Genomic DNA, 21352 nt, shown 5'->3' with positions numbered 1-21352 from the left:
TTACGAGCGTGGGTGTACAGGTGCTTCGTCACGGGTGAAGAGCTGGTCGTGCTTTTCCGGGAACAGAGAGATGTTGCCGCCGGTACCGACGTACATCGGCGTATCGAGGCTGGTATTTTCGCTGCGTGTGCCGCGCTTGGTCGGCACTTTGTAGTCGAGCTTGTGCTTGATCTTTACCTGGTGGGAGTCGCCGATTTGGCTGAAGTCCAAGGTGATGGTGATCTTGCCAGCCTTGCCATGGTCGACGACGCCCGCGGCTACTTCCGACAGGGCGTGGCCAATCTGGCTGGCGAAGGCGCCGCCGTTGAGCTCCTGCAGGAATTCGGTTGTGTCAGTGGGCTTGGACATTGCTGCGTCTCCTGATGGACGATGCCGCTGGGCGGCAGATTGATGTGCTGCTGGCGCCGGCCGTGCCGGACGCGCGCGGTGATGCGTTTCATGCTGTGTTGGCTTCTCGCTTTTCGGTGGTGGTAGGGAAGATGATCTCGAACTCACGCAGCAGCCGTTTTAGCTGCTTATCGGAGATCTCCATCAGCCGCACCACCTGATATCTGGTCAGGCAGAGGTTGCGATAGGCGATGATCTGATCCGCTTTGTCCCTGTCGGCCGCCGGGTCGCTGAGCTTCTTGCCCAGGTTGCCCTTGCCGCGCCTTGGATCTCGCTTGAATTTGAACTGGCCGTCCAAGGCGTAACGGCTCAGGCAGCTCAATGACAGGCCGGTGTATGCAGCGGCTTCGGCATAAGTCATGCGCTTCGCCAGCTCACGCACCTCTTCAATGCGCATCTGGCGTCTTTCAGTTCGGGTGTTCAGCGGAGCGGCTTGCGCTCGTGCCGGCTCAAGATCACGGTGCGCGCGCCGCGGCACATAGCCTTTGGCCGGCAGGCTTTGCACCTGGCCGCCGTCGAGAAAGAAGCTGTCGATGCTCGCATTGAGCTGGGCTAGCACTGCACTGCGCTGGTTTTGATTTGGGCTGCCGATCATTGAAGTCCGCCTCCCTTGCTCGCCGCACCTGCCTCCATCGCGTTAACAAAGCGCATGACGGCCCGATAGGTGAAGGCGTAGCCCTGAACGGCGCCAGTGGAGATCTCCACCACATCCCATTTCCCGTCCTTGCCCGATGCCTGGTACCGCGGGGCGGGCTGGTTGACCTTGGCGTACGCCTCGGCCCTCACTGACTTACTGCGCTCGAGCAAGGCCGCGAGCACTGCAAGCTTCTGCTCGAAAGCAGGGTGCATTGCTGTCTGCATGGGGTGATCCTCGGTAGGGTCAGGCGTGGTACTCGAAGGCCTCGGCCTTGCGAACGATTCGAACTTGGGCGGTGCGGCGCTCCGGCGCGCGACGGTCGCGGCGCATGGGGTCGCTGTCGTCGATCACCGCGTGCATGGTGATAAGCGCGGCCAGGGCGATGCAGATCGGGCTGATGATCTGTTGGCGCATGGCCTTGGTGACCGCCTCGATGCGGCGGCCGGCCTCCAGCTTGAACAGCGCGGCCTCGATTCGGTTGGCTACGGTGCCTGGGCTGACCGCCATCTGGCGGGCGATTTCTTTGGTGGTGAGGCCTTGGGCCACCCACAGCAATGCTTCGAGCTCACGGGGAGCCAGCGCCTTGCCGAGCTGGCCAATCCATGACCCGCAAGTGATCGTTTCCATGAAGTGTCCTCGGTGGGCTGCGTTGGTCGTGACGCTCGCTGCCGTGTACCTCCCGGACCAGGGGAGGGCGAACGTCACGACCGATGCAGCCTGATGATGGGGAACCAGGTGGATCGGGCAGTTATCGTCAGGCTGACGTGCTACTGGTTGTCTAGTGGCCGGCGGCCAGCTCACCACTGCCCAGGTGACGGGCTTTGCGCTAGGCTGAGCGCTCTCACACAACACAGCCAGCAAAGGAGGGCGCAACCTTGGCAGTTTCCGTGGTTGCAAAATTCGTCGCAGACGAGTGGTTCAAAATCATGGCGATTCTTTGTTTCGTGATTTTCGTGGTGTCACTGACAGTAGAGCTGAGGGTCGACAACGTTCTAGTAGGCTTTTTCTCTCTGTCTGGATTGCTGTGGGGTATCGGTGAAATGGCATGTCGGCCATACCGAGAAATCTTGGTAGAGGACTTCGCCGGCCCGGGGTGGGGGAAGCTGTCGGGCAGACCGCGACGCCTCAATGCTCCAGGTTTGATCCTGTTCGTCCTATCAGTCGCAGTTGCTGCACTCGGATGTTTGCGAGGTTGGCCGATGGTATCGGCAATGATCTCGGCTGTTTGATTGGTGATTTCCTGTCTGGCCCTGTCGCCAAGGCCAGCCAGTGAAATCTGTTCTCTCCACCACTCACCGCTACCGAGTCGTCTCTCACCGGCGCCGCACATTTCATGTTCGATGCATTGCCAGTTTGTGTGAGTGGTTTCGCGTGCTTGCATGTGGAAGCACGGCAGCTATCCAGAGGCTGCGTGGTCGACGACTTAGCTTGTCCCGACCCAGGTAATGGCCTGGGTGCGTCGAGGTGGTCACGTCTGGTTGTGTAAAGAGCGGTGGCCTGACATCGGCCTATCTGCTGGTCGGTGTCGATCAGGCAATGACATAAAGTTAACCGGCGGTAATTTTCACGTCAATACCGCCGGTTAATTATTTTTCCATGGGGGCGCGCTAAGATCATCAAAAGCTGTACGGATATACAGTATCGGAGATATGAGATGGGAGCAGCACAAGGATTCGCGACGTCGGTGCCTCGCGAGGAGCTGACTGGCTTGGAAAAGCTAGGGTTGAGGGTTTCGGCGATGATCAACTCACCGCTGGCACAGTTCGGCAGGAAGGTTCTGATCCATCAACTGGAAACGGACAGCGACCAGGATTGGGATGCGATTATCGAGCTGCTTTCAGAGACTGACGGCCTGGAGATGACGTTGCGTGACGACGGATCAGTGATCCTGCAATGGGATGCGCCGACGGATGACGATCGGGTGATCGATAGGGGAGAGGATGTTTCCCGAGTAGAGGCGGAAGAAGCGCCTTTCTGACGGGCAAAAAAAAGCCCGCTCAGGCGGGCTCTTTATCACAAGTAACGGTAGGATTGTGGCGCTGATATTCCGGACCCTAGGTCAGCTAGACTCAAAGGATGCTCATATAAGTTGGCCTCTCCAACTTTGATGGCAAAAGCTTTTTCTCGTCCATCAAAGTATTCGCTGAAAAATCTTTTGGTTATGCCTGCGTGTGCCGAGGTTCTTCTCCACACCGTATCTGGCCGTCCCTCAATGATAGAATCGATCGAGAACTCGCCGATTACCTTTCCAACGGGTAAAGTTGCATAAACAATTACTTTGGTCACGCCTTCTTTTTTGAAAATATTTTTACGAAACTCAAATTTCTTTTGCCCGTTAAAAATTTTGTCGGCGAATTCAGGCTTGATGGATAATAAGACGTTCATTGATTTCGCCCATGGTGATGATGGAATTAAATTCTTGGTCGCTTAGCTCAATGCAACTCCAGCGAATATTTTCATTGATGCCAGCTATGTCGATCAGTTTACCTCGATTAGGGCGTTTATTCAATGCGATATTATAAGTAAATTTCAGTATGAATGGGTTCTGTCGTTTGGTGTAAAATTCAATCAGCTGACTTTCAGGGAAAACACTGTGAGGTCGGCAATAATTTAAGAAGTCTTCGACGTCTGTGAACTGGTTCATATTTGCCGTTTCTTCAACAACGCATATGGAGGTAGCTACGGCCCTGAATCGGGCGGCTCCTTGACCATCTCCAGTTCTATACATAACAAGGATGTCACCTTGTTTCATTGCTGCTATAGGCGGCATGTTGCATAGGTAAACTTTGTGAATGCTATTGGTATACGATACATCCCGAACAATCAACCGGGGATCCTCGTTACACAAAATTGAGTCGGGGAACATTAGAGAGTGATATTGCGGGTAGATTGCTAGTAGCCACTTGTTATGCTCGGCGGGCTTGATGCAGGGAAAATCTTGCGAAGGTATGCCTGAAGTAGCGCGAAGATACTTTACTAGAACTTGTTCAGTACCGTTCGCGGTATGCTTTACCCCATGCAGTAAGAATCCATGCCTTTTAAAAAGGTTGATCAATCCGCTATGTTTTTCAAAAACGGTAACGTATGCATCATCTAGGTTATGAAGAACCATGTGGTCGAGTATTTTCTTGATAAATCGCTCACCTAACTTAGTTCCGTGTGCGTTGATTTTCATGGTGCCGATTTTTAGATGGCGACCCGATGGGAGGCGGGGCGAAACATCGGTGACCGCGCCATCCTCAATTTTGAGATACAGAAATCCAGCAATTCCAGTACCGTCATCCCCTGTAAAGACATAGGCGCTTGAACCTTCTGCAGCCTTTCGCGAAAACCACTCACCGATCTCCTTGTAATCTGCTTTGAGGGAGTCAAAGAAGTCGTCTTGGAAGTTGATATTAGTGAAGGGGGTGTACAGAAGGTTCATTCTGACTTCCTATGTCTGATTAGATGGTTGGCATTTTATATTTTTAGATTTTTCGAGCATTCCAGACGAGCAAGACCTTGGCGTGAATTGTCACATCGTCGATCCGAGCAGACTGCTTTTCATAGTTACGGTTGTCAGAAATGAGCCAAACATGATCCTCATCCTTCCGCTGCAGGCGCTTGATCAACAGATCTCCATGCCAGGTGAGCACATACACGCCTTCACCTTGGTAGTCGTTCACCCCGCGGTCGACGATCACGGGATCTTTGTCGTTGATGGTGCCTTCCATGCTCTGACCCCAGCCCGTGATCATGGCCAGGGCCTTGGCAGCGGTGTAGGTCACGCCTTTCTCGCGCAGCACCTCTTCGCGGATGACTACATTCCTGATGACTTCGCTGTACTCGGCTGGCACCTGGCCGTGGCCCATGGCTGCCCGGATGTCGTACTGGGGGATTGAGATATCGCCATGGCCTGGCGCGACCATAATCGCAGCCTGGCTGGCCGCCTCTGGTGTAGTCGAGGCTTCGGACAGGCTGTCAGCTACTGCTCTCGCAATCTTGTCCTGGGCCGTTGCATCCAGTGACTTGCCACCATGCTTGCGCAGCATCTCCAGGACCTTTTCAGCTGCCGTGCTCCCGGAGTCCTCAGCGCTTTTCACCTGGGCGCCCCGCATCTGCGAGAGCTCAGCAGCCAGCCGAGGACTGAACCGATCCACGGGCTCCTGCAGAAGCTTGGACAGTACAACGGCGAATTTCGCATTCAGCGGGTTGGTGCCATTCAGGTACATGGCAACGCCCGCCGGCGAAATGTCGGCAGCCTCAGCCACCTTTGCCTGCGTCAGGCCCAGAGCATTTTTCTTCTGAGTGAACAGCCTTTTGGCTGCCTCGCACTCTGCCTTCAGTTCGGGGGAGAGATCTTTCTTTTTCGTCATGCGCGGAATTTAACCGGAGGTTAATTTGACTGCCTCAACCGCCGGTATTGAAGAATTGCTAACCGGCGGTTAATATCATGTGCATTCACCACTGAGGCAATGCCATGAACCGAACACTGCTTCCTGAGCTTGTTGAGCGCATCGGCCAGACCGCTGTCGCCAAGGGGCTTGATGTGAGCGCCCCAGCCATCGCGAAGGCGATGAAGGCTGGCCGGGTGATCTTTGTGATCGAGAACGAGGACGGGACGTTGTCTGGGGAGGAGGTGCGCCCCTTTCCGAGACGTCCTCTACCGCACCGGCCAGCATCTGACGAGACGAAGTATGTGTGACCTGGTCTTGCGCAAGTAGATGACCGAAACACCTGCGAATCCATCCAGTAGTCGAATCGCAGGCGAAAAAAAACCGCCTGGCAGGGCGGCTTCTTCACAACTTTCAACGAGGTCGATTATGCACTCCACAATCGATGCTAGCAACACCAGGGCTGTCGCGTCATTTATTGGCAATTCGCCAAATCTGTCGCGTCAGGTGATGTCCACCCGGGAGGTGGCGAAATTGACCGGGAAGGGGCACGACAATGTGCTCCGTGATGCTCGCCGGCTGGTTGCAGAGGGTGTCCTCAAATCTGAGGAGACCCCCTATCAGCATCCACAGAACGGCCAGTCCTACCCAGAGTTCCTGCTGTGCCAGCGCGACTCGTTGGTGCTGGTCTCCGGATACAGCTCCCAGCTCCGGGCCAAGATCATTGATCGCTGGCAAGAGCTTGAAGCGCGAGTGGTCGGCCAAGTGCAGATCCCACAAACCTTCGCCGAGGCGCTGCGCCTTGCAGCAGATCAGGCTGAGCAGAACCTACAGCTTCACCAAGTAATCGAGAAGCAGGCCCCGAAGGTTGCCGCCATTGAGCGTTTGGCAGCTGCCGGTGGTGCAATTTGCATCACGGACGCGGCCAAGCAACTACAGGTTCAGCCCTCGAAACTGTTCGAGTGGCTTGAGCAGAACCGGTGGATTTACCGTCGGCGCGGCTCCAAACGCTGGATTGCTTATCAGCCGCGCATCGCTGCGGGGCACATGAAGCACAAGGTAACCGCGTTGAAGCCTGACCCCGAGACCGGTGTTGAGCGCGCTGCATTCGATCCTCTGGTGACGCCCAAGGGGCTGGCGCGGCTGGCTGAGCTGAAGGCCGGAGGATCGCTGTGAGTGTTCAAGCTATGACCTGGGCCCTGGCGATTCCAAAGTCGTCGCTGGAGAACCCAGCTGCTCGCCATGTGCTGCTCTGCCTGGCCAATTATGCGGGTAGCGATGGGCGCGGCGCCTTCCCATCTGCAGGGACTCTCTCTGAAGACACAGGCCTGTCTGAGCGCACAGTGCGCCTCAAGCTGGACGAGTTGGCAGCTGCTGGCTGGATCGCAGAAGGCAACCAGGCAATCGCTGCTGCATACATCGATCGTCGTGATCGACGTCCGGTCGTTTTCGACCTGCAGCTTAAGCGGGGTGCATCTGCTGCACCTCGTTCTGAACGGGGTGCAGGAAACCGCACGGGGTGCAGCTCACAGCAGAACGGGGTGCAGGAAAAGGCAGAACGGGGTGCAGCAGCTGCACCCAATCCGTCATTGAACCAATCTACTCACTCTACGCGTGAGCCATTCGAAATGTTCCTCGAGTGGGTTCCAGATCAAGATCAGTTGCAGGCCTATGCGGTGATGGCTGGCCTTACCCTGAAGAACTTCTCGGCCGAGGCCATCTCCGGGTTCGTCATCCACCACGATGCCAAAGGCACTGTGCAAACCGAGAAGCAGTGGATCGCAGCGCTGGTGGGCTGGGTGAGGCGTGATCTGGCACGTGCAGCAGGCTCGGTATCCGGCCGCCCAGGGCAACAGTCTGGCGGGCTCGACGATGACGACACTTCCTGGATCGATAATGGGCGTGCCCAATGAACCCTGTTTCAGTAGTCGCGCACGGGCTGTGGGCCAAGGTTCAATCCGGTCAGCACATCCCTGCAGGCTACAAGCTGCCCGATGACGTCAAGGCCGAGCTCAATCGGAAGACAGCGGAAGTGATCAACGACCTGTTCCGCGACCTTCGCTCGATTTGTACAGCCTGGAAACAGGCATGGCCAGACCAAGCCACCTACAACGCTTCCAAGCAGCAATGGCTGACCGCCTTTCTCGAAGCAGGCATCTGCAGCCCCGAGCAGCTGCAGTTTGGCCTGATGCGCTGCCGCCAGGCAGGAGCACCGTTCATCCCGCCACCTGGCGAATTCATCCAGTGGTGCCAGCCGTCGCCGGAAATGCTTGGGCTCCCATCGCTGGCGAAGGCCTTTCGTGAGGCTTGCCGCAATGCCCACCCGGCAATGGCGGGGAAGGGCAAGTGGAGTCACGACGCTGTCTGGCATGCCGCCAAGGAGTGTGGATTCGAGAACCTCAACAAGCTCCCTTCAGATGCCAGTTCGAAGCTGTTCGAGCGCAACTACGCGATCGCTGTGCGCCGACTGGTCGCTGGCGAGCCGCTGCAAGCCATGCCATTGGCACTTCCTGCCGAAGTTGCCGCCCGGCGCACCCCCGAAGTCGGCCAGTCCGCATTGGCAGCCATGCGAGATCGCTTGGCCGGCCGATGACCACCCCACCTGCAAGGAGGCTAGACCCCATGCGGCAAACCAAATTGACAAAGGCCGCGCGCGGCCGGGAGTGCCAGGTGCGCATCCCAGGCGTGTGCAACGGCAACCCCGAGACCACCGTCCTCGCGCACTACCGATTGGCTGGGACCTGCGGCGTCGGGAAGAAGCCGCACGACCTGCAAGGCGCCTGGTGTTGCAGTGCCTGCCATGACGCCTGTGACGGGCGTAGCCGGGCCGTTGATCGTGACACCGCCCGCCAGTACCACGCCGAGGGCGTGATGCGCACCCAGGCACAGCTGATCGGCGAGGGAGTGCTGGTCGCATGAAGCCGCCCTCCAGCCGCCACAGCAAACCCAGAAAGCCGCGCGCAAAACCCGTCGACCGGGAAGGGCAGGAGCAGGCTGCGCTCATGCAGGAGATTGAATTGTGCTATCCCGAAGTTTTCGAGCTGATTTACCACGTCCCGAACGGTGGCCACCGAGTGAAGGCGGTCGCCGTGAAGCTGAAGGCTCAAGGCGTGAAGGCGGGCATTCCCGACCTGGTCCTGCCCATGGCGCGCGGTGGCTATTTCGGCCTGTACATCGAATTCAAGGCGACCGTTGACCCGGCGCCCGTTTCTCCCAGCCAGCAGGCCTGCATTCGCCGCCTGAACGGGCAGGGTTATCTCGCCATCGTGTGCCAAGGGCACTTCGACGCTATGGAGCAGCTGCGGGCCTACCTGCTGTTGCCAAGAACGGAGGTTGCAGCATGACCAATACCGCCGCTGTGAAAATCAGCGATGCAGAGATTCGCCGGCAGGCCGCCGGCCAGGTGCGTGACCTGCGCGCCTTGGGAAACAAAGGCCTGTACTTCCGGTTTCACCGGTCCCGCGAACGCGGGTCGTGGTACCTGATCCACAAGGGCGTGTGGAACCTGATCGGCTCCTATCCTGAGCTGAGCGCTGCCAAGGTGGCAGCCGCACTGCCGGACATCCGCTTGCGCGTAGAAGCGGGTGAGGGGTCGAGCCTGTCGAGCTGGGTGCTAACCGGTGAGCTGCTGGCCTGGTTCGCTGAGCGCATGTCCCGTGACCGCAGCCTTTCGGCCAAGCGTAAGAGCACGGCGGCGTCGGCTATCAAGCAGCACCTGACGCCGCGCCTGGGCGAAACGCCACTGGCCCAGATCGACAAAGCGCTGCTAGACCGCGAGCTGATGTGGCCGCTGCAAGAGTCGCTTTCGATCGACTACGTGCGCCTGGTATTTCAGTTGCTCGCGTTGGCCTTCCGGCAGGCCGCCAAACTCGGCCTGCTCAGCTCCAATCCCATGGCCGGCATTCGCTTTGGCGACTTCTCGAAGGCCAAGGTCACGGTCAAGCCGTCGCGGCTGCGCGGTGTGCACCTGGAAGACCTGATATCGCGCATGAAGAGCACCCTGGCGAACCTCCCGCAGCATGGCGTACTGGCCCTGATGATGCTGTGCCACGGTACCCGGCTGGGTGAAACCCGACTGGCCCGCTGGAACCACATCAGCCTGGCCGAGCGGGAGTGGTTCATTCCTGCCGAGCACACCAAGACCGGCGTGCAGCACCGACTGCCACTGACCGACCAGGTGCGCTTCCTGCTGATGGCTTACCGCGAGATCCAGCGCAAGCAGGGCTATCACGGCCAGTTCCTGTTCCCGGGCCGACAGGGCAAGCCTATGAGTGAAGCGAAGGCCTCTGCTGTGTTCACGGTCCTGGGGCAAGGCGAATGGACCAGCCACGACCTACGCAAGCTGGCCCGTACCGGCTGGGCTGACCTGGGTGTTGACCACCTGGTGGGCGAGCTGCTGATCAACCATGCCATGGGCCACAACGTGAAGGTGTACATCCAGTCCGACGTGATGGCCCGCAAGCGTGAGGCGCTGGAGAAGTGGCACGCACACCTTGATCAGAAAGGTTTCGAGTCGGTTCACGGCTTGACCGGTGATAGATCAATGGATTCATGGATTCTCTCGCGGGCCGCAGAACGTGCGGGTTTCGACGGATTTCCGGTATCCACCATAAGCGAGGATTCGAAATGAGAAATCCGGGCAAGTCCCGCGCCCCTCTGCTGTTCCTCGATGGCGGCATTCGTGGTGTCGGCGTCCCTGGGATGGTGATCATCGACGAGTTCTTTGACATCACCTCGGAGATCGCCGGTTCGAAACGGCAGCCTCCACGGCCTTGGTTGAAGGCCAAGAAGGGGCGTCGAGCAGAATGAGGAAAAGCCACGGCCCGGCTTTCAAGAAGGCCATAGTTGATTTGGATGTATGCCCTCTGTGCCGTGGGAGAGCGGTCACAAAGAGCCTGTTCTACGAGATGCCCTGCGGCCACTGCAACGGCTCTGGCTGGGTGGAGGCGGCCACTGGCGAAGCCCTGCCGCTGGATGAGCTGGTGACCCAGCTCAGCATGAGGCTTCGGGCAGCGCTCCGGCAGATCGAGCAGATGAAGAGCCCTCAGGCATCCGGGCCTGAGGCGACATATCAGGGAAGCAACCGGCGCGGCGCCGGCGGCACCAACTACACCGGCGATTGAGGGGGAAGTGCATGAGCAATGTAGAAAGAACGGCTGAGGATCTGCTGGAACACTGGGGGCGCTGGGTGGTGCTTGGATCGGGAGTGTCGTGCTGCGCATCGCGGGAGAACACCATACTCGACCCGATAATCACCGACGACGACGCGCTATTCATTGATCGCCTTGTCGGGCGACTTCGAAGCCGCTATCCAGAATGCGGCCAGGTCATCATTAAGTACTACACCTCCCGCGACGCCTCGCTTAGGGATGTCGGTAAGAAGCTGGGCTTCGGCGAAGAGAAGACGCGGCAGCTTTGGAAAGCCGGTGTGGCCTGGGTCGATGGTGCGCTGGATACCCGGCGCGAAGCAGCTTGACAGCCCCGGGGAGCATCTGTACATTTCACGTTACTTTGCGGTTTTTCCGCGTGCAAAGCCCGTTCTGAGGAGCGGGCTTTTTGCTGTCTGGGGTAGGCTTCCCAGTGCTAAGGACGAACAACATGGATGAACTAAGCCCAACTGTTTGGTTTCCCGTAGTCACCCTGGTCGTAGGGATGATGCTCAAAGCGGTTTTCGATGTCCTGATAGAAGGCAGGAAGGCGGCAGTTGAGAAAGCAGTGCGCTTCGAAAAGCGCAAAGAAGCAATTCTAATGCAGCGTATTGAATCTCAACGAAAGACGCTGGGTGATCTTCAGGTGGCTATTTCCATTCTGGTTCGATGCTCCTCGTTAGGTCACATTTCGGATGCAGACGTTTTTCACAAGACCGGGATTTGGGGCAAGGGTATGCTGCCAGAGGACTTAAACGAGCAAACCCGAGCCGCGTTCCGCGAGGTATCGCTGATAAAGGTCAGGGTTCACGATAGTCAGCTAAGAGCTGCAGTCGATGATCTATCGGAACTCTGCTCTCGAGTGCCGTTTGCCAGCTCGTTCAAAGAGTCGGAAAGCACTGTGTTCGCCGCTGGTAATCGGTTCGCGATAGTCAATGAAATGATTGGAGAGACCTTGAGGGCTTTGGAAGGCGATGAACAGGCACTCTTGGTTTAAAGCTGCAGCCCACACCTAAAACATAGACACACTCAAGCCTCAGCATCCGCTGGGGCTTTTCGTTTTTGGAGACATCGATGGACCCGACCGACCTCGGCCCAGGCACAGCCACCTGGCTGGGCGGAACGGGCACTGTATTGCTCGGCGGCTTCCTGTGGCTGAGGAAGTTCCTCTCGAAAGATGCCGCAGACCGCGCAATGGATAACGCCGATATCGGCACCGTCCGCCGCTTGAATGAATTGCTCGACTCCGAGCGCGAAGCCCGCAAGCTGGCAGAAGCCCGCGCTGATCAGTTCGCCAAAGAGCGCAATGATCTGGCGATATCGGTCGGCCGCCTGGAGGGCAACATCCTCGCCTTGACCAGGCAGGTTGAGCAGCTGACCGACAAGGTCACCACGCAAAGCGAGGAGATCTCGCGGCTTCGCGCTCAGCTTGGAGGTGCCAAGTGATGGACAAATGCGCATTAGAATTCATAGCCCGGCGCTGGTGGCGACGGGCTGAGGTATGGGTCATCGCCATACTGCTTATCGCGGGTGGCGCGGTACTGGGTTGGCAGTCGGCTTATTGGGCCATGACGAGCACCCAGGCACGTCAGGTCGACGAGATTCGCCAAGCCTACGACGCCGCCATGACTGAGCGTGATAAGCGCCTGGATGAGCTGACCAGCAAGGCCGAGAATGCCGCGACCAAGGCAGCGAAGGCAGCAACCACCGCGACTCAGGCAGCCGACAAGGCCGATGAGGCGCTTAATAGAGTGACGCAGTGATGGCCAGACTCAAGACCCTGGGCTCACGCATCAAGGAAAGCGCAGGATCACGGGTCAAGACGGTCACGCCAGGCAGCTGGCGGAGCGGAATGAGCAGCTCCCAGCGTGGTTACGACTACAAGTGGCAGAAGGCCCGCGAGCAGTACCTCAACGACAATCCGCTCTGCGTCTTCTGCGAGCGGAACGGCCGCACTGCCGCTGCAAAGGTGGTCGACCACATCATTGCTCACCGTGGGGACATGACTCTCTTCTGGGATCAGGCCAACTGGCAGAGCCTCTGCAAGCCTTGCCACGACTCGGTCAAGCAGGCCGAGGAGGTAGCTGGCCTGGGCGGCTGAGTCATCCGGGGATCGTCGGAATCCATCCGAGTGGTACCGAGGCACGTCACTGACGTGCCTCTAAGGGGTAGGGGGGCAAAAGCTAGGGATTCTCATCTAACTAGACCGCCTCCGACCCCACGTACACATTTTTTCCCGTTTCAGGAAAAGTTAACCATGGCTTTAACCGACAAGAAGCGGCGGTTTGTTGACGCTTTGCTGTCGGGGGCCACAAATCGTGAGGCGGCGATTGCTGCCGGATATTCGGAGAAGACCGCGTCGCAAGCGGGCTCCAAGCTAGCCAAGGACCCCGACGTGCTCGCAGAGGTCGGGCGACGCCTGAAGCAAAAGCAGGCAACCAGCACCGAAGTTAAACCTGCGCGAAAAGTTAAAGCTGAACAGCCGGAATTTGAGCAGCCCGGCGAGGTATCTCTCACAGAGACCGACGACCCGCGAGCCTTCCTTACTGAGCTGATGAACGCCGAGGGCGCCGACATGCGTATGCGACTGGAAGCGGCCAAGACGCTGATGCCTTATGTGCACGGCAAGGTCGCTGACCAGGGCAAGAAAGAGCAGAAGGCCGAGGCCGCCAAACAGGTCGGTAAAGGCAAGTACTCCCAAGGCAAGCCACCCCTCTCCGTAGTGAAGAATTGACCTATGCAATGGACAACGGCCTGCCCGGATTGGTGGAGGTGCCTGGCTGCGGGCGAATCAATCATCCCTGAGCCGCTGTTTCCAGACGAAGCTGAAGCCGGCCTCGATGTGTTCAAGGGGCTGAAGATCGTCGATGCCCCGGGCAGCCCCACCATTGAAGCCGCTTGCGCACCCTGGGTCTTGGCGTTTGCCGGGGCCATCTTCGGCAGCTACAACAGCGAGACCGGCGAACGTCTGATTCGGGAGGTGATGCTCTGCATCCCGAAAAAAAACAGTAAATCCACGATTGCAGCAGGGATCATGCTGACAGCACTGATCCGCAACTGGCGCCTTTCAGCTGAGTTCATCATTCTGGCGCCGACTAAGGAGATTGCCGACAACTCGTTCATCCCGGCCAAGGACATGGTCAACAATGACGACGAGCTGAAAGCGCTGCTGCATGTCCAGCCGCACCTGCGGCTGATCACTCATCGTGAGACCGGCGCCACCTTGAAGGTGGTGGCTGCGGATAGCGACGTGGTTGGCGGCAAGAAGGCGGTCGGCGTCCTCATCGATGAGGCTTGGCTATTCGGCAAGAACCCCAAAGCCGCTGACATGATCCGGGAGGCTACTGGTGGTCTGCTGTCGCGACCTGAAGGCTTCATCATCTGGCTGACGACCCAGTCAAACGAGCCACCGGCTGGTGTGTTCCGCTCCAAGCTCAACTACGCTCGCGGCGTGCGTGATGGCCGGATCGACGACAACCGTTTCCTGCCGATCATCTATGAGTTCTCTCAAGAGATGATCAAGAGCGGCGAGGCGAGGAAGCCTGAGAACTTCCACCTGGTCAATCCCAACATCGACTACTCGGTTGACCGACCTACGCTTGAGCGCCTGTTTATGCAGGCTGAACTGGACGGCGAGGCTGAGCTACGCGGCTTCCTGGCCAAGCACCTCAACATCGAAATCGGCCTCGCACTGATGTCCGACGCCTGGGTCGGCGCGGAGTTCTGGGAGCCCCAAAGTACAAGCTGGCTCAGCCTTGATGAAATCCTCACGCGATGCGAGGTAATCGATGTTGGCGGCGACGGTGGCGGTTTGGATGACTTGCTCGGTCTTGCAGTGATTGGGCGGGAGTCTGGTACCCGAAGATGGTTCCACTGGGCTCACGCCTGGGCCCACCCCTCCGTCCTAGAACGGCGCAAATCTGAGGCACCGCGCCTCCGGGACCTGGAAAAAGCCGGTGACCTGACGATTGTCGAGCGTATCGGTGATGACGTGGAGCAGTTCGCAGCCATTGTTGCCCGCGTCAATGCAACTGGATTGCTGGATAAGGTGGGGCTCGACCCGGCAGGGATCGGCGCAGTTCTTGATGCCCTGGCCGACGCAGACGTTGAAGAAGACAAGATCGTCGGTATTTCCCAGGGCTGGAAGCTTACCGGTGCAATCAAGACCACTGAGCGGAAGCTCGCCGAGGGCACCTTGTTGCACTGCGGCCAGCCGCTGATGGCTTGGTCATGCGGCAACGCCAAAGGGGTGCCCTCGGCGAACGCCTTCCTGATCACCAAGCAGGCCTCGGGCACGGCAAAGATCGACCCGCTGATGGCTACATTCAACGCCGTTTCTCTGATCAGCCTCAATCCTGAGGGGCGCGGGGGAATGGACAACTTTATGGCTGGCATTCGGGACCCACTGATCGCATGAACGCATTTCATATTTTCATCGCCTGCGCAGTGGTCGCTTTCTGCTTGGCATGCAGCGGGGTCTGGATGCTGGCTGGTACCGGCTGGGCTTTGCTGGCCGGATCGCTGAGCTTCTTCTGCATCGCTGGCTTCATCCGCAGAGGGCTTGTCAGTGATTAAAACCCTATCCCAGGCTTTAGGCGCTGCTGCCACCAAGCCCTCAGCCAGTATGAGCGAATGGCTGGGCAAGACCATCAAGCTGTCGGATGGCGGTTTCTGGAGTGCCTTTAATGGCGCCCAGTCCAGTAGTGGTAAGTCAGTCAGCGTCGACAAGGCCATGCGCTTGTCCACCGTGTGGGCATGCGTCCGTATCATCTCGACCTCGGTAGCCGGCTTGCCGCTGAGCATCTACCGGCGGATGCCCGATGGTAGCCGAGAGAGTGCCCGTGATTTCCCGCTGTACGACGTTGTGCACAACAGCCCCAACGAAGACATGGCTGCCTTTCATTTCTGGCAGGCAGTCGTCGCCTCGATGCTGCTGTGGGGCAACGCCTACTGCGAGATCCATCGCTCCGCTGGGCGCGTCATTGCCCTGGACTTCCTGATGCCGTCGAGAGTCGACCTTGAGTTCGACGACGATGGACGACTCAGGTATTTCTTCAGGCCCCGAAAGGGAGCGCGCCGAGAGATCCAGCGGCAGGACATGCTTCACATCCCAGCCTTCACCCTGGATGGCCGAGTTGGCCTTTCTGCTATTCGGTACGGCGCGGATGTGTTCGGTTCTGCGATGTCTGCAGATGATGCCGCCAATAGCACATTCCGCAACGGCATGATGCCCACAGTCGCTTTTTCGGTCGACAAGACGCTTAACCCGGCTCAGCGCGTCCAGTTTCGTGAGTACGTTAAGACAATCTCCGGGGCATTGAATGCCGGCAAGAGCCCAGTACTTGAGCAGGGCGTGAAGCCGGAGATGATCGGGATCAACCCTGCCGATGCGCAGTTGCTGGAGTCGAGAGGGCATAGCATCGAGGAAATTTGCCGATGGTTCGGCGTTCCGCCCTGGATGGTGATGAAGACCGACAAGGGCAGCAACTGGGGGACCGGCCTGGAGCAACAGCAGATCGCGTTTCTTACGTACTGCATCATGTCCTTCACAGCGCCGATCGAGCAGTGCGTGAACAAGTGGTGCATGACGGCGGTTGACCGGATCAAATTCTACGCCGAGTACTCACTTGAAGCGTTCCTGCGTGCGGACAGCGCCGGTCGGGCAGCCTATCTCAGCACGATGGGCCAGAACGGCTACCTGACCCGAAACGAAGGGCGGCGGAAAGAGAACCTTCCAAGCATGCCAGGTGGCGACGTGCTGACCGTGCAATCGAATCTGGTGCCGCTGGACCAGCTGGGTAAGCAAGACGATGGGCAGGCCGCAAGGGCCGCTCTGATGAACTGGCTCCAACAGCCCGAAAAGTAAATCACGGGAGTAATCCATGAAGCACAAGATCCAGTCTCGCGGCCTGCGCAGCGAGATGAGCCCGCGCGCGCTCGACAAATGGAATCCCGCGATCCAGGCGGCCGTCGAGAACACCTCAGACACCATCACCGTGTACGGCGTGATCGGCGAAGACTGGTATGGCGAGGGCGTCACGCTGAAACGAATCGACGCCGCCTTGCGGGCGATCGGCGAGCGTGATGTCACCGTCTACATCAACTCGCCAGGCGGTGACATGTTCGAAGGCATTGCCATTTACAACCGCCTTCAAGAACACAGCCACGAGGTCACCACTAAGGTGCTCGGCATGGCGGCGAGCGCTGCTTCGATTGTCTTCCTCGCGGGGAAGAAGCGAGAGGTGGCCAGCAGCGCCTTCCTCATGATCCACAACTGCTGGACCTGGCTCGCCGGCAATCGCAACTACCTCCGTGATATCGCCGACGATATGCAGGAGTTCGATGCCGCGATGGCTGACCTCTACGCCGAGACGAGTGGGCAGTCGGCGGAGGACATGGCCGAGCTGATGGACGACGAAACCTATATCCGTGGTAAGCGCGCCGTGGAGCTTGGCCTGGCGACTGGGGTGTTGTCTTCCAGCGAAGTTACCGAACGCGAAACCGAGGACGCGGCCCAGAACAATGCGCTCAAGGCCATGGATGTCGCTCTGGCCAAGGGGGGGATGCCTCGATCCGAGCGCCGCGAACTGTTCGCCAATTTCAAGTCCGGCATGCCTCGCGCTCCCGGCGGGGGCACGCATAACGCTGCCTCGACCGATAAGCCCAGCGCTGTCGCGCCAGACCTCTCCGCCTCTCTGAGCGCGGCAACCAATCTCCTCAATTCTCTGAAAGGAAAGTGACCATGGACTTTGAAGCCCAAGTCAAGGAACTCAACGCCAGCCTCAAGGGCATTGGCGATCAGATCAAAAGCCAGGCCGAGGCGACCGAGAAGCAAATCAAGGCTTCCGGTGAAATGAATACCGAAACGCGTGCCAAGGTCGATGAACTGCTGACCAAGCAGGGCGAACTTCAGGCGCGCCTGGGCGAGGCAGAGCAGAAACTGGTGAATGCAAGCCGGGATCGGAGCCATCAGGAAGAGCCGCAGAAATCGGTAGGCGCTCTCGTGATCGAGAGCGAAGAACTGAAGGACATGAACTCGTCCTTCCGTGGTTCCCGCCGTGTCTCCGTGCCGCGCGCGGCCATCACTACCGCAACCGGCGGTGACCTGGTGCAGACTCAGCGCTTGCCGGGGATCATTGCCCCGCCTCAGCGCCGACTGACCGTCCGCGACCTGGTCGCGCCAGGTACCACCGAATCGAACTCCATCGAGTACGTCCGTGAAACCGGCTTCGTCAATAACGCCCGCACTGTGGCGGAGAACACTGCCAAGCCGTACTCCGACCTGACCTTCGGCCTGGCCACGGCGAACGTGCGGACCATCGCCCATTTATTCAAAGCCAGCCGCCAGATGCTGGACGACGCCAAGGCACTGCAGAGCTATATCGACGGTCGTGCACGCTACGGCCTCACCATGGCGGAAGAAGCTCAATTGCTTTACGGCAACGGCACTGGCGTGAACCTGCAGGGCCTCATGACCGTTGCTCAACTGTACGCCGCCCCGGCTGGTGTAGCTGTAGTGGGCGAGCAGCGCATTGACCGCCTGCGCCTGGCGCTGCTGCAGGCCGAACTGGCCGAGTTCCCATCCGACGGCATCGTGCTCAACCCGATCGATTGGGCGGCCATTGAGCTGACTAAGGACGGCGAGGGGCGCTACATCATCGGCCAGCCTCAGGAAGGCACCAACGCGAAACTCTGGAATCGCCCTGTGGTTTCTACCCAGGCCATGACACAGAACGACTTCCTCGTCGGTGCGTTCAAGCTCGGCGCCCAGATCTTCGACCGCATGGAAATCGAAGTGCTGATCTCGACCGAGAACGGTGATGACTTCGAGAAAAACATGGCAACGATTCGCGCTGAAGAGCGCCTGGCCTTTGCCATCTATCGCGACGAAGCGTTTGTCACTGGCCCGCTGGTCACGCCTTAACCCTTCCGCAACGCGGCGCCAGAAATGGCGTCCCAATGGAGTAATCCAATGGCACGTAAACAGGAAACACCAGCATCCACGACTGATGCGAAGGATCCAGTCTCGACCGTTGATACCAGCAGCGGCCCGTCTGGGGCTGCCGGTTCGCCTCTTTCGCCTGGCGGTGCGATCGGTCCAGCTAGCGGTGACCCTGGCAATTCGGGTGTCCCCGTAGTTGCTCCAGGCCAAGCGGAAGGCTCAAACCAGGTGCTGCCAGAAGCGCAAATGGCTGCTGGCACTGGGTCGGATGTCGTCACGGGCGGTCAGGGTGCCAGCGCTGGCATCGCCGCAGCTGACGCTGCGGCATCCGAAGACGCCAACCAGGCCGCATCATCCTTGGTCGACAGCAGCACCGGCGCTGATTCATTGGCACCAGAGGATCAGGTGAAGCTCAATCCTGCGACTCTTCAGATCTATCCGCTGCGGTCATACATGGATGAAGGCGAGCTTCGCCGTCGCGGCGGCCCGGCGTATACAGTGCCGCGCCGGCACGCTGAAGAGCTGGTGCAGCGGAATCTGGCATCCCTCGAATCACTGAAGGAGTGAGGGTATGTCGGTCATCAGTTTGACCATTGCCCGTCATCACCTGCGGGACCCCGACGACGATGACGATTACCTGGAGCTCCTGATCGAGGCGGCCGAAGGGCAGGCGATGGACTATCTGAACCGTCGTTTCTATGCCGACCAGCAGGCGCTGGATGAGGCTGTCGCCGCCGGGGATGCCGGCGAGTCTCCAATGGTCTGCAACAAGCAGATCAAGGCCGCTTCGTTGCTGATCCTCGGCCACCTTTACGCCAACCGTGAGGATGTTGTGACCGGGACCATTGCCACTGAGATGCCGAAGGGCTCCGAGGCACTCCTGACCCCGCATCGTATCGGGTGGGGCGTATGAGGGCCGGCCCGCTACGTCACCTGTTCGAGGTGACCCACCGACATGAGGAGCGCAATAAGTCTGGGGGAGCAACAGTGACGTGGCGTCCTGCAGTTCGCCCTGAAATGTGGGGCGAAGTCCGCACCCCTACTGGGCGCGTAACAGCAGTTGCTGAAAAGCTGAGTGCTGTTGTCACGGCCGAGATTATCGGTAGGCCGCGCTCAGACATCATTGCCGGGTCGCGTCTGACGCGCCGTGGGGTCACTTACCAAGTCGAGGCAGTTTTGCCGGACAACGAGAACACCCTGATGAGGCTGCTCTGCTCATCGGTACCGAATCCATGAGGTGAACCATGAAAATCCGAGCACTGGGCCCGCTGACGGGCGCATCTGGCGAACGAGAGAAGGGCGAAGAGTTCGAAGTCGCCAAGGAGTACGGCGAGGGGCTGATTGCTCGCGGCTACGCCGAGGCGGTGGACGAGAAGGCCGCCAAGCCAGCGAAGGCCGACCAGGCCAAGGGGTAAGCCATGGCCCGCCGGTCAAGCATTCGCGGCGATATCCGGCTACGCCGCACGCTACGTAATATCCACCGGACGATGGACAACGAACTGCAGCCCGCAATGCTGGAGGCGGCTAACCGCATCCTGGAGACCCAGCGGCAGTTGATGCCCAAGGATACCGGCGCCGCCGCTGCAGCCTTGCGGCTGTACGTCTCGCCCAGTGGCCTGGACGCCCAGATCGGGATCCGCGGCAAGCGCGACAACCGGCGGTTCTTCTACCTGCGGTTCATTGAGTACGGGACCAAGGGTTACCTTGGAGGAAAGCGTGCTGGCAACCGCAACCGAAAGCCCTCTAACAAGAGCGACGGCACGCACTTCTTCGGGAAGTATCCCGCCATGCCGGCCAGGCCTGCCCACCCGTGGCTCCGGCCGTCGATGCAGGTCAACCGGGAGTACGTTATGGCAGACATCGAAGCTGCGGTGCGTCGAACGCTGCGAAAGGCAAGCCGAGGGGTAGGCAATGGCTGATCCATCACTGGCCTTGCAGGAAGCGATCTTTGCCAGGCTCACGGCCGAGGTCAGCTGCCCTATCTACGACGGCGCACCACTGAACGCGGATATGCCTTATGTCTCCATTGATCGGGAGGTCTCGGTCAATAGCAGCCCGATCTCAGGCCGCAAGCGTGAGACGCGCCTTCTGTACCTGTCGGTCTGGTCCGATGCAGTGGGCCAAGCCGAGGTCAAGCGCATCAACGGGGAGGTCATCGCCGCCTTAGACGAGCGCCGCCTCCCGCTGGAGGTGGGCCGCGCGGTATCCGTCCGGATCGAGCAGGCCGATGCTCAGCGCGATGCCGACGGCATCACCTACCAGGGCTCGATCACCGTCCGCGTGATCACCACCCACTGAATCACTCACTGGCCGCGCTGCGGCTTCTATCCAACGTGGCTTTGGAGGATCACCCATGCCCGCAGAAGACAACCTCAATACAGCCGCCGGCTGCCGCCTCTTCATTGGCAGCAAGACCGGGGCGACCACCAAAACCGAGTACGAGGCCGATACCTACGTGCGTGTTGGTGAAATCGAAGACCTCGGCGAGTTCGGCGACACCTTCAGCAGCGTGACCTTCACGTCGCTCGAGGATGGCCGTGTGCGCAAGTACAAGGGCACGGCTGACGCCGGCGACATGACCTTCACTGTGGGCTTGGACAACGGGGACGCCGGCCAAAATGCAGTGAAGACCGCCCACAAAGATCGCAGCAAGGGTGACTACAACATCAAGGTCACCCTGAACGACGGCGATCCCGATGCCTCGCCGGCGATCAGCCCGACCACGTTCTATTACCGCGCGAAGGTGATGAACAACACCGTTGCCCCGGGCGCCGCTGACAACGTGGTACGCCGCAATGTCACCTTTGGCATCAACTCGGAAATCCTCGAACTGCTGCCGGCCCCGGTCAACCCATAAGCGCCCGGG

General features: G+C 59.1%; 35 protein-coding genes. 28 read left to right on the top strand and 7 right to left on the bottom strand.

Features of this window, described 5'->3' with window-relative positions; translation table 11 throughout:
• The 4 genes from HU764_RS13670 to HU764_RS13655 form a co-directional block, all read right to left on the bottom strand.
• On the bottom strand, positions 1–348 hold the full coding sequence (locus tag HU764_RS13670) for a hypothetical protein (RefSeq protein ID WP_014756073.1): 348 nt from the start codon (positions 346–348) through the stop codon (positions 1–3).
• An 88-nt stretch (positions 349–436) separates the two neighbouring features.
• The gene (locus HU764_RS13665; protein WP_186702665.1) at positions 437–982 is read right to left on the bottom strand and encodes a hypothetical protein; all 546 of its coding nucleotides are present in this window, start codon (positions 980–982) and stop codon (positions 437–439) included.
• Positions 979–1248 carry a hypothetical protein gene (locus HU764_RS13660; RefSeq protein ID WP_186702664.1) on the bottom strand — a complete coding sequence of 90 codons (270 nt, stop codon included), beginning with the start codon at positions 1246–1248 and terminating at the stop codon, positions 979–981. Before HU764_RS13660 ends, HU764_RS13665 begins: the two co-directional genes overlap by 4 nt.
• 19 nt (positions 1249–1267) lie before the next feature.
• Positions 1268–1651, bottom strand: a complete 384-nt coding sequence (locus HU764_RS13655; protein ID WP_016487862.1) for a response regulator transcription factor — start codon at positions 1649–1651, stop codon at positions 1268–1270.
• A gap of 248 nt (positions 1652–1899) precedes the next feature.
• Between HU764_RS13655 and HU764_RS13650 the strand changes: the two genes are divergently transcribed.
• Positions 1900–2253, top strand: a complete 354-nt coding sequence (locus tag HU764_RS13650; protein ID WP_186702663.1) for a hypothetical protein — start codon at positions 1900–1902, stop codon at positions 2251–2253.
• Between the two features lie 425 nt (positions 2254–2678).
• Entirely contained in the window at positions 2679–3002 is a 324-nt protein-coding gene (locus HU764_RS13645; protein ID WP_186702662.1) for a DUF1654 domain-containing protein, read from the top strand.
• 35 nt (positions 3003–3037) lie between these two features.
• Here HU764_RS13645 and HU764_RS13640 read toward each other — a convergent pair whose 3' ends face one another.
• The 3 genes from HU764_RS13640 to HU764_RS13630 are packed head-to-tail and all read right to left on the bottom strand — an operon-like array spanning position 3038 to position 5379.
• The gene (locus HU764_RS13640; protein ID WP_186702661.1) at positions 3038–3409 is read right to left on the bottom strand and encodes an ASCH domain-containing protein; all 372 of its coding nucleotides are present in this window, start codon (positions 3407–3409) and stop codon (positions 3038–3040) included.
• Positions 3381–4448: an N-acetyltransferase gene (locus HU764_RS13635; protein WP_186702660.1), complete on the bottom strand. Its 1068-nt coding sequence runs from the start codon at positions 4446–4448 to the stop codon at positions 3381–3383. The genes HU764_RS13640 and HU764_RS13635 overlap by 29 nt, the downstream gene beginning before the upstream one ends.
• A gap of 43 nt (positions 4449–4491) precedes the next feature.
• Entirely contained in the window at positions 4492–5379 is an 888-nt protein-coding gene (locus tag HU764_RS13630) for a LexA family transcriptional regulator (RefSeq protein WP_186702659.1), read from the bottom strand.
• A 104-nt stretch (positions 5380–5483) separates the two neighbouring features.
• Here HU764_RS13630 and HU764_RS13625 point away from each other — a divergent pair, with 104 nt between their 5' ends.
• The 26 genes from HU764_RS13625 (at position 5484) to HU764_RS13500 (ending at position 21343) form a co-directional block, all read left to right on the top strand.
• Complete coding sequence (locus HU764_RS13625) at positions 5484–5708, top strand: Cro/CI family transcriptional regulator (protein WP_186702658.1); 225 nt, start codon at positions 5484–5486, stop codon at positions 5706–5708.
• Between the two features lie 199 nt (positions 5709–5907).
• Entirely contained in the window at positions 5908–6573 is a 666-nt protein-coding gene (locus HU764_RS13620; protein ID WP_186702743.1) for a Rha family transcriptional regulator, read from the top strand.
• An 11-nt stretch (positions 6574–6584) separates the two neighbouring features.
• Positions 6585–7310, top strand: coding sequence for a DnaT-like ssDNA-binding domain-containing protein (locus HU764_RS13615; RefSeq protein ID WP_186702657.1), 726 nt, complete (start codon positions 6585–6587; stop codon positions 7308–7310).
• Positions 7307–7990 carry a replication protein P gene (locus HU764_RS13610; protein WP_186702656.1) on the top strand — a complete coding sequence of 228 codons (684 nt, stop codon included), beginning with the start codon at positions 7307–7309 and terminating at the stop codon, positions 7988–7990. Before HU764_RS13615 ends, HU764_RS13610 begins: the two co-directional genes overlap by 4 nt.
• A gap of 29 nt (positions 7991–8019) precedes the next feature.
• On the top strand, positions 8020–8316 hold the full coding sequence (locus HU764_RS13605) for a DUF1364 domain-containing protein (protein ID WP_186702655.1): 297 nt from the start codon (positions 8020–8022) through the stop codon (positions 8314–8316).
• A complete protein-coding gene (locus HU764_RS13600; protein WP_186702654.1) occupies positions 8313–8741 on the top strand; it encodes a VRR-NUC domain-containing protein in 429 nt (142 codons plus the stop codon). Before HU764_RS13605 ends, HU764_RS13600 begins: the two co-directional genes overlap by 4 nt.
• Entirely contained in the window at positions 8738–10027 is a 1290-nt protein-coding gene (locus tag HU764_RS13595; RefSeq protein WP_186702653.1) for a tyrosine-type recombinase/integrase, read from the top strand. Before HU764_RS13600 ends, HU764_RS13595 begins: the two co-directional genes overlap by 4 nt.
• Entirely contained in the window at positions 10024–10206 is a 183-nt protein-coding gene (locus HU764_RS13590) for a hypothetical protein (protein ID WP_186702652.1), read from the top strand. Before HU764_RS13595 ends, HU764_RS13590 begins: the two co-directional genes overlap by 4 nt.
• Positions 10203–10520, top strand: a complete 318-nt coding sequence (locus tag HU764_RS13585; protein ID WP_186702651.1) for a hypothetical protein — start codon at positions 10203–10205, stop codon at positions 10518–10520. The genes HU764_RS13590 and HU764_RS13585 overlap by 4 nt, the downstream gene beginning before the upstream one ends.
• Positions 10521–10531: 11 nt before the next feature.
• Complete coding sequence (locus HU764_RS13580) at positions 10532–10873, top strand: antiterminator Q family protein (protein ID WP_186702650.1); 342 nt, start codon at positions 10532–10534, stop codon at positions 10871–10873.
• Between the two features lie 122 nt (positions 10874–10995).
• On the top strand, positions 10996–11541 hold the full coding sequence (locus HU764_RS13575; protein WP_186702649.1) for a hypothetical protein: 546 nt from the start codon (positions 10996–10998) through the stop codon (positions 11539–11541).
• Positions 11542–11618: 77 nt separating this feature from the next.
• Positions 11619–11990, top strand: a complete 372-nt coding sequence (locus HU764_RS13570; RefSeq protein WP_186702648.1) for a chemotaxis protein — start codon at positions 11619–11621, stop codon at positions 11988–11990.
• Positions 11990–12307 carry a YfgM family protein gene (locus HU764_RS13565; protein ID WP_186702647.1) on the top strand — a complete coding sequence of 106 codons (318 nt, stop codon included), beginning with the start codon at positions 11990–11992 and terminating at the stop codon, positions 12305–12307. Before HU764_RS13570 ends, HU764_RS13565 begins: the two co-directional genes overlap by 1 nt.
• Positions 12307–12645: an HNH endonuclease gene (locus HU764_RS13560; protein WP_186702646.1), complete on the top strand. Its 339-nt coding sequence runs from the start codon at positions 12307–12309 to the stop codon at positions 12643–12645. Before HU764_RS13565 ends, HU764_RS13560 begins: the two co-directional genes overlap by 1 nt.
• A 156-nt stretch (positions 12646–12801) precedes the next feature.
• Positions 12802–13278: a terminase small subunit gene (locus tag HU764_RS13555; RefSeq protein WP_186702645.1), complete on the top strand. Its 477-nt coding sequence runs from the start codon at positions 12802–12804 to the stop codon at positions 13276–13278.
• Between the two features lie 3 nt (positions 13279–13281).
• Positions 13282–14961, top strand: coding sequence for a terminase large subunit (locus tag HU764_RS13550; RefSeq protein WP_182363889.1), 1680 nt, complete (start codon positions 13282–13284; stop codon positions 14959–14961).
• A 150-nt stretch (positions 14962–15111) separates the two neighbouring features.
• On the top strand, positions 15112–16410 hold the full coding sequence (locus HU764_RS13545; protein ID WP_186702644.1) for a phage portal protein: 1299 nt from the start codon (positions 15112–15114) through the stop codon (positions 16408–16410).
• Between the two features lie 16 nt (positions 16411–16426).
• Positions 16427–17284 carry a head maturation protease, ClpP-related gene (locus tag HU764_RS13540; protein WP_186702643.1) on the top strand — a complete coding sequence of 286 codons (858 nt, stop codon included), beginning with the start codon at positions 16427–16429 and terminating at the stop codon, positions 17282–17284.
• Positions 17285–17286: 2 nt separating this feature from the next.
• A complete protein-coding gene (locus HU764_RS13535) occupies positions 17287–18468 on the top strand; it encodes a phage major capsid protein (protein ID WP_186702642.1) in 1182 nt (393 codons plus the stop codon).
• A gap of 48 nt (positions 18469–18516) precedes the next feature.
• Complete coding sequence (locus HU764_RS13530) at positions 18517–19053, top strand: hypothetical protein (protein WP_186702641.1); 537 nt, start codon at positions 18517–18519, stop codon at positions 19051–19053.
• Between the two features lie 4 nt (positions 19054–19057).
• Entirely contained in the window at positions 19058–19399 is a 342-nt protein-coding gene (locus HU764_RS13525; protein ID WP_186702640.1) for a head-tail connector protein, read from the top strand.
• On the top strand, positions 19396–19722 hold the full coding sequence (locus HU764_RS13520; RefSeq protein WP_186702639.1) for a phage head closure protein: 327 nt from the start codon (positions 19396–19398) through the stop codon (positions 19720–19722). Before HU764_RS13525 ends, HU764_RS13520 begins: the two co-directional genes overlap by 4 nt.
• A gap of 8 nt (positions 19723–19730) precedes the next feature.
• Entirely contained in the window at positions 19731–19901 is a 171-nt protein-coding gene (locus HU764_RS13515; protein WP_186702638.1) for a hypothetical protein, read from the top strand.
• Positions 19902–19904: 3 nt separating this feature from the next.
• Entirely contained in the window at positions 19905–20405 is a 501-nt protein-coding gene (locus HU764_RS13510) for an HK97 gp10 family phage protein (protein ID WP_186702637.1), read from the top strand.
• Entirely contained in the window at positions 20398–20784 is a 387-nt protein-coding gene (locus tag HU764_RS13505) for a DUF3168 domain-containing protein (protein ID WP_186702636.1), read from the top strand. Before HU764_RS13510 ends, HU764_RS13505 begins: the two co-directional genes overlap by 8 nt.
• Positions 20785–20839: 55 nt before the next feature.
• Complete coding sequence (locus HU764_RS13500; protein ID WP_186702635.1) at positions 20840–21343, top strand: hypothetical protein; 504 nt, start codon at positions 20840–20842, stop codon at positions 21341–21343.
• The last annotated feature ends 9 nt before the right edge of the window (positions 21344–21352 follow it).

The organism is Pseudomonas kermanshahensis, assembly GCF_014269205.2.
In the GTDB taxonomy this organism is placed as follows: Bacteria; Pseudomonadota; Gammaproteobacteria; order Pseudomonadales; family Pseudomonadaceae; genus Aquipseudomonas; species Aquipseudomonas kermanshahensis.
The sequence above is the reverse complement of the archived record's forward strand: the minus strand, read 5'-3'. Positions and strand labels throughout refer to the sequence as shown.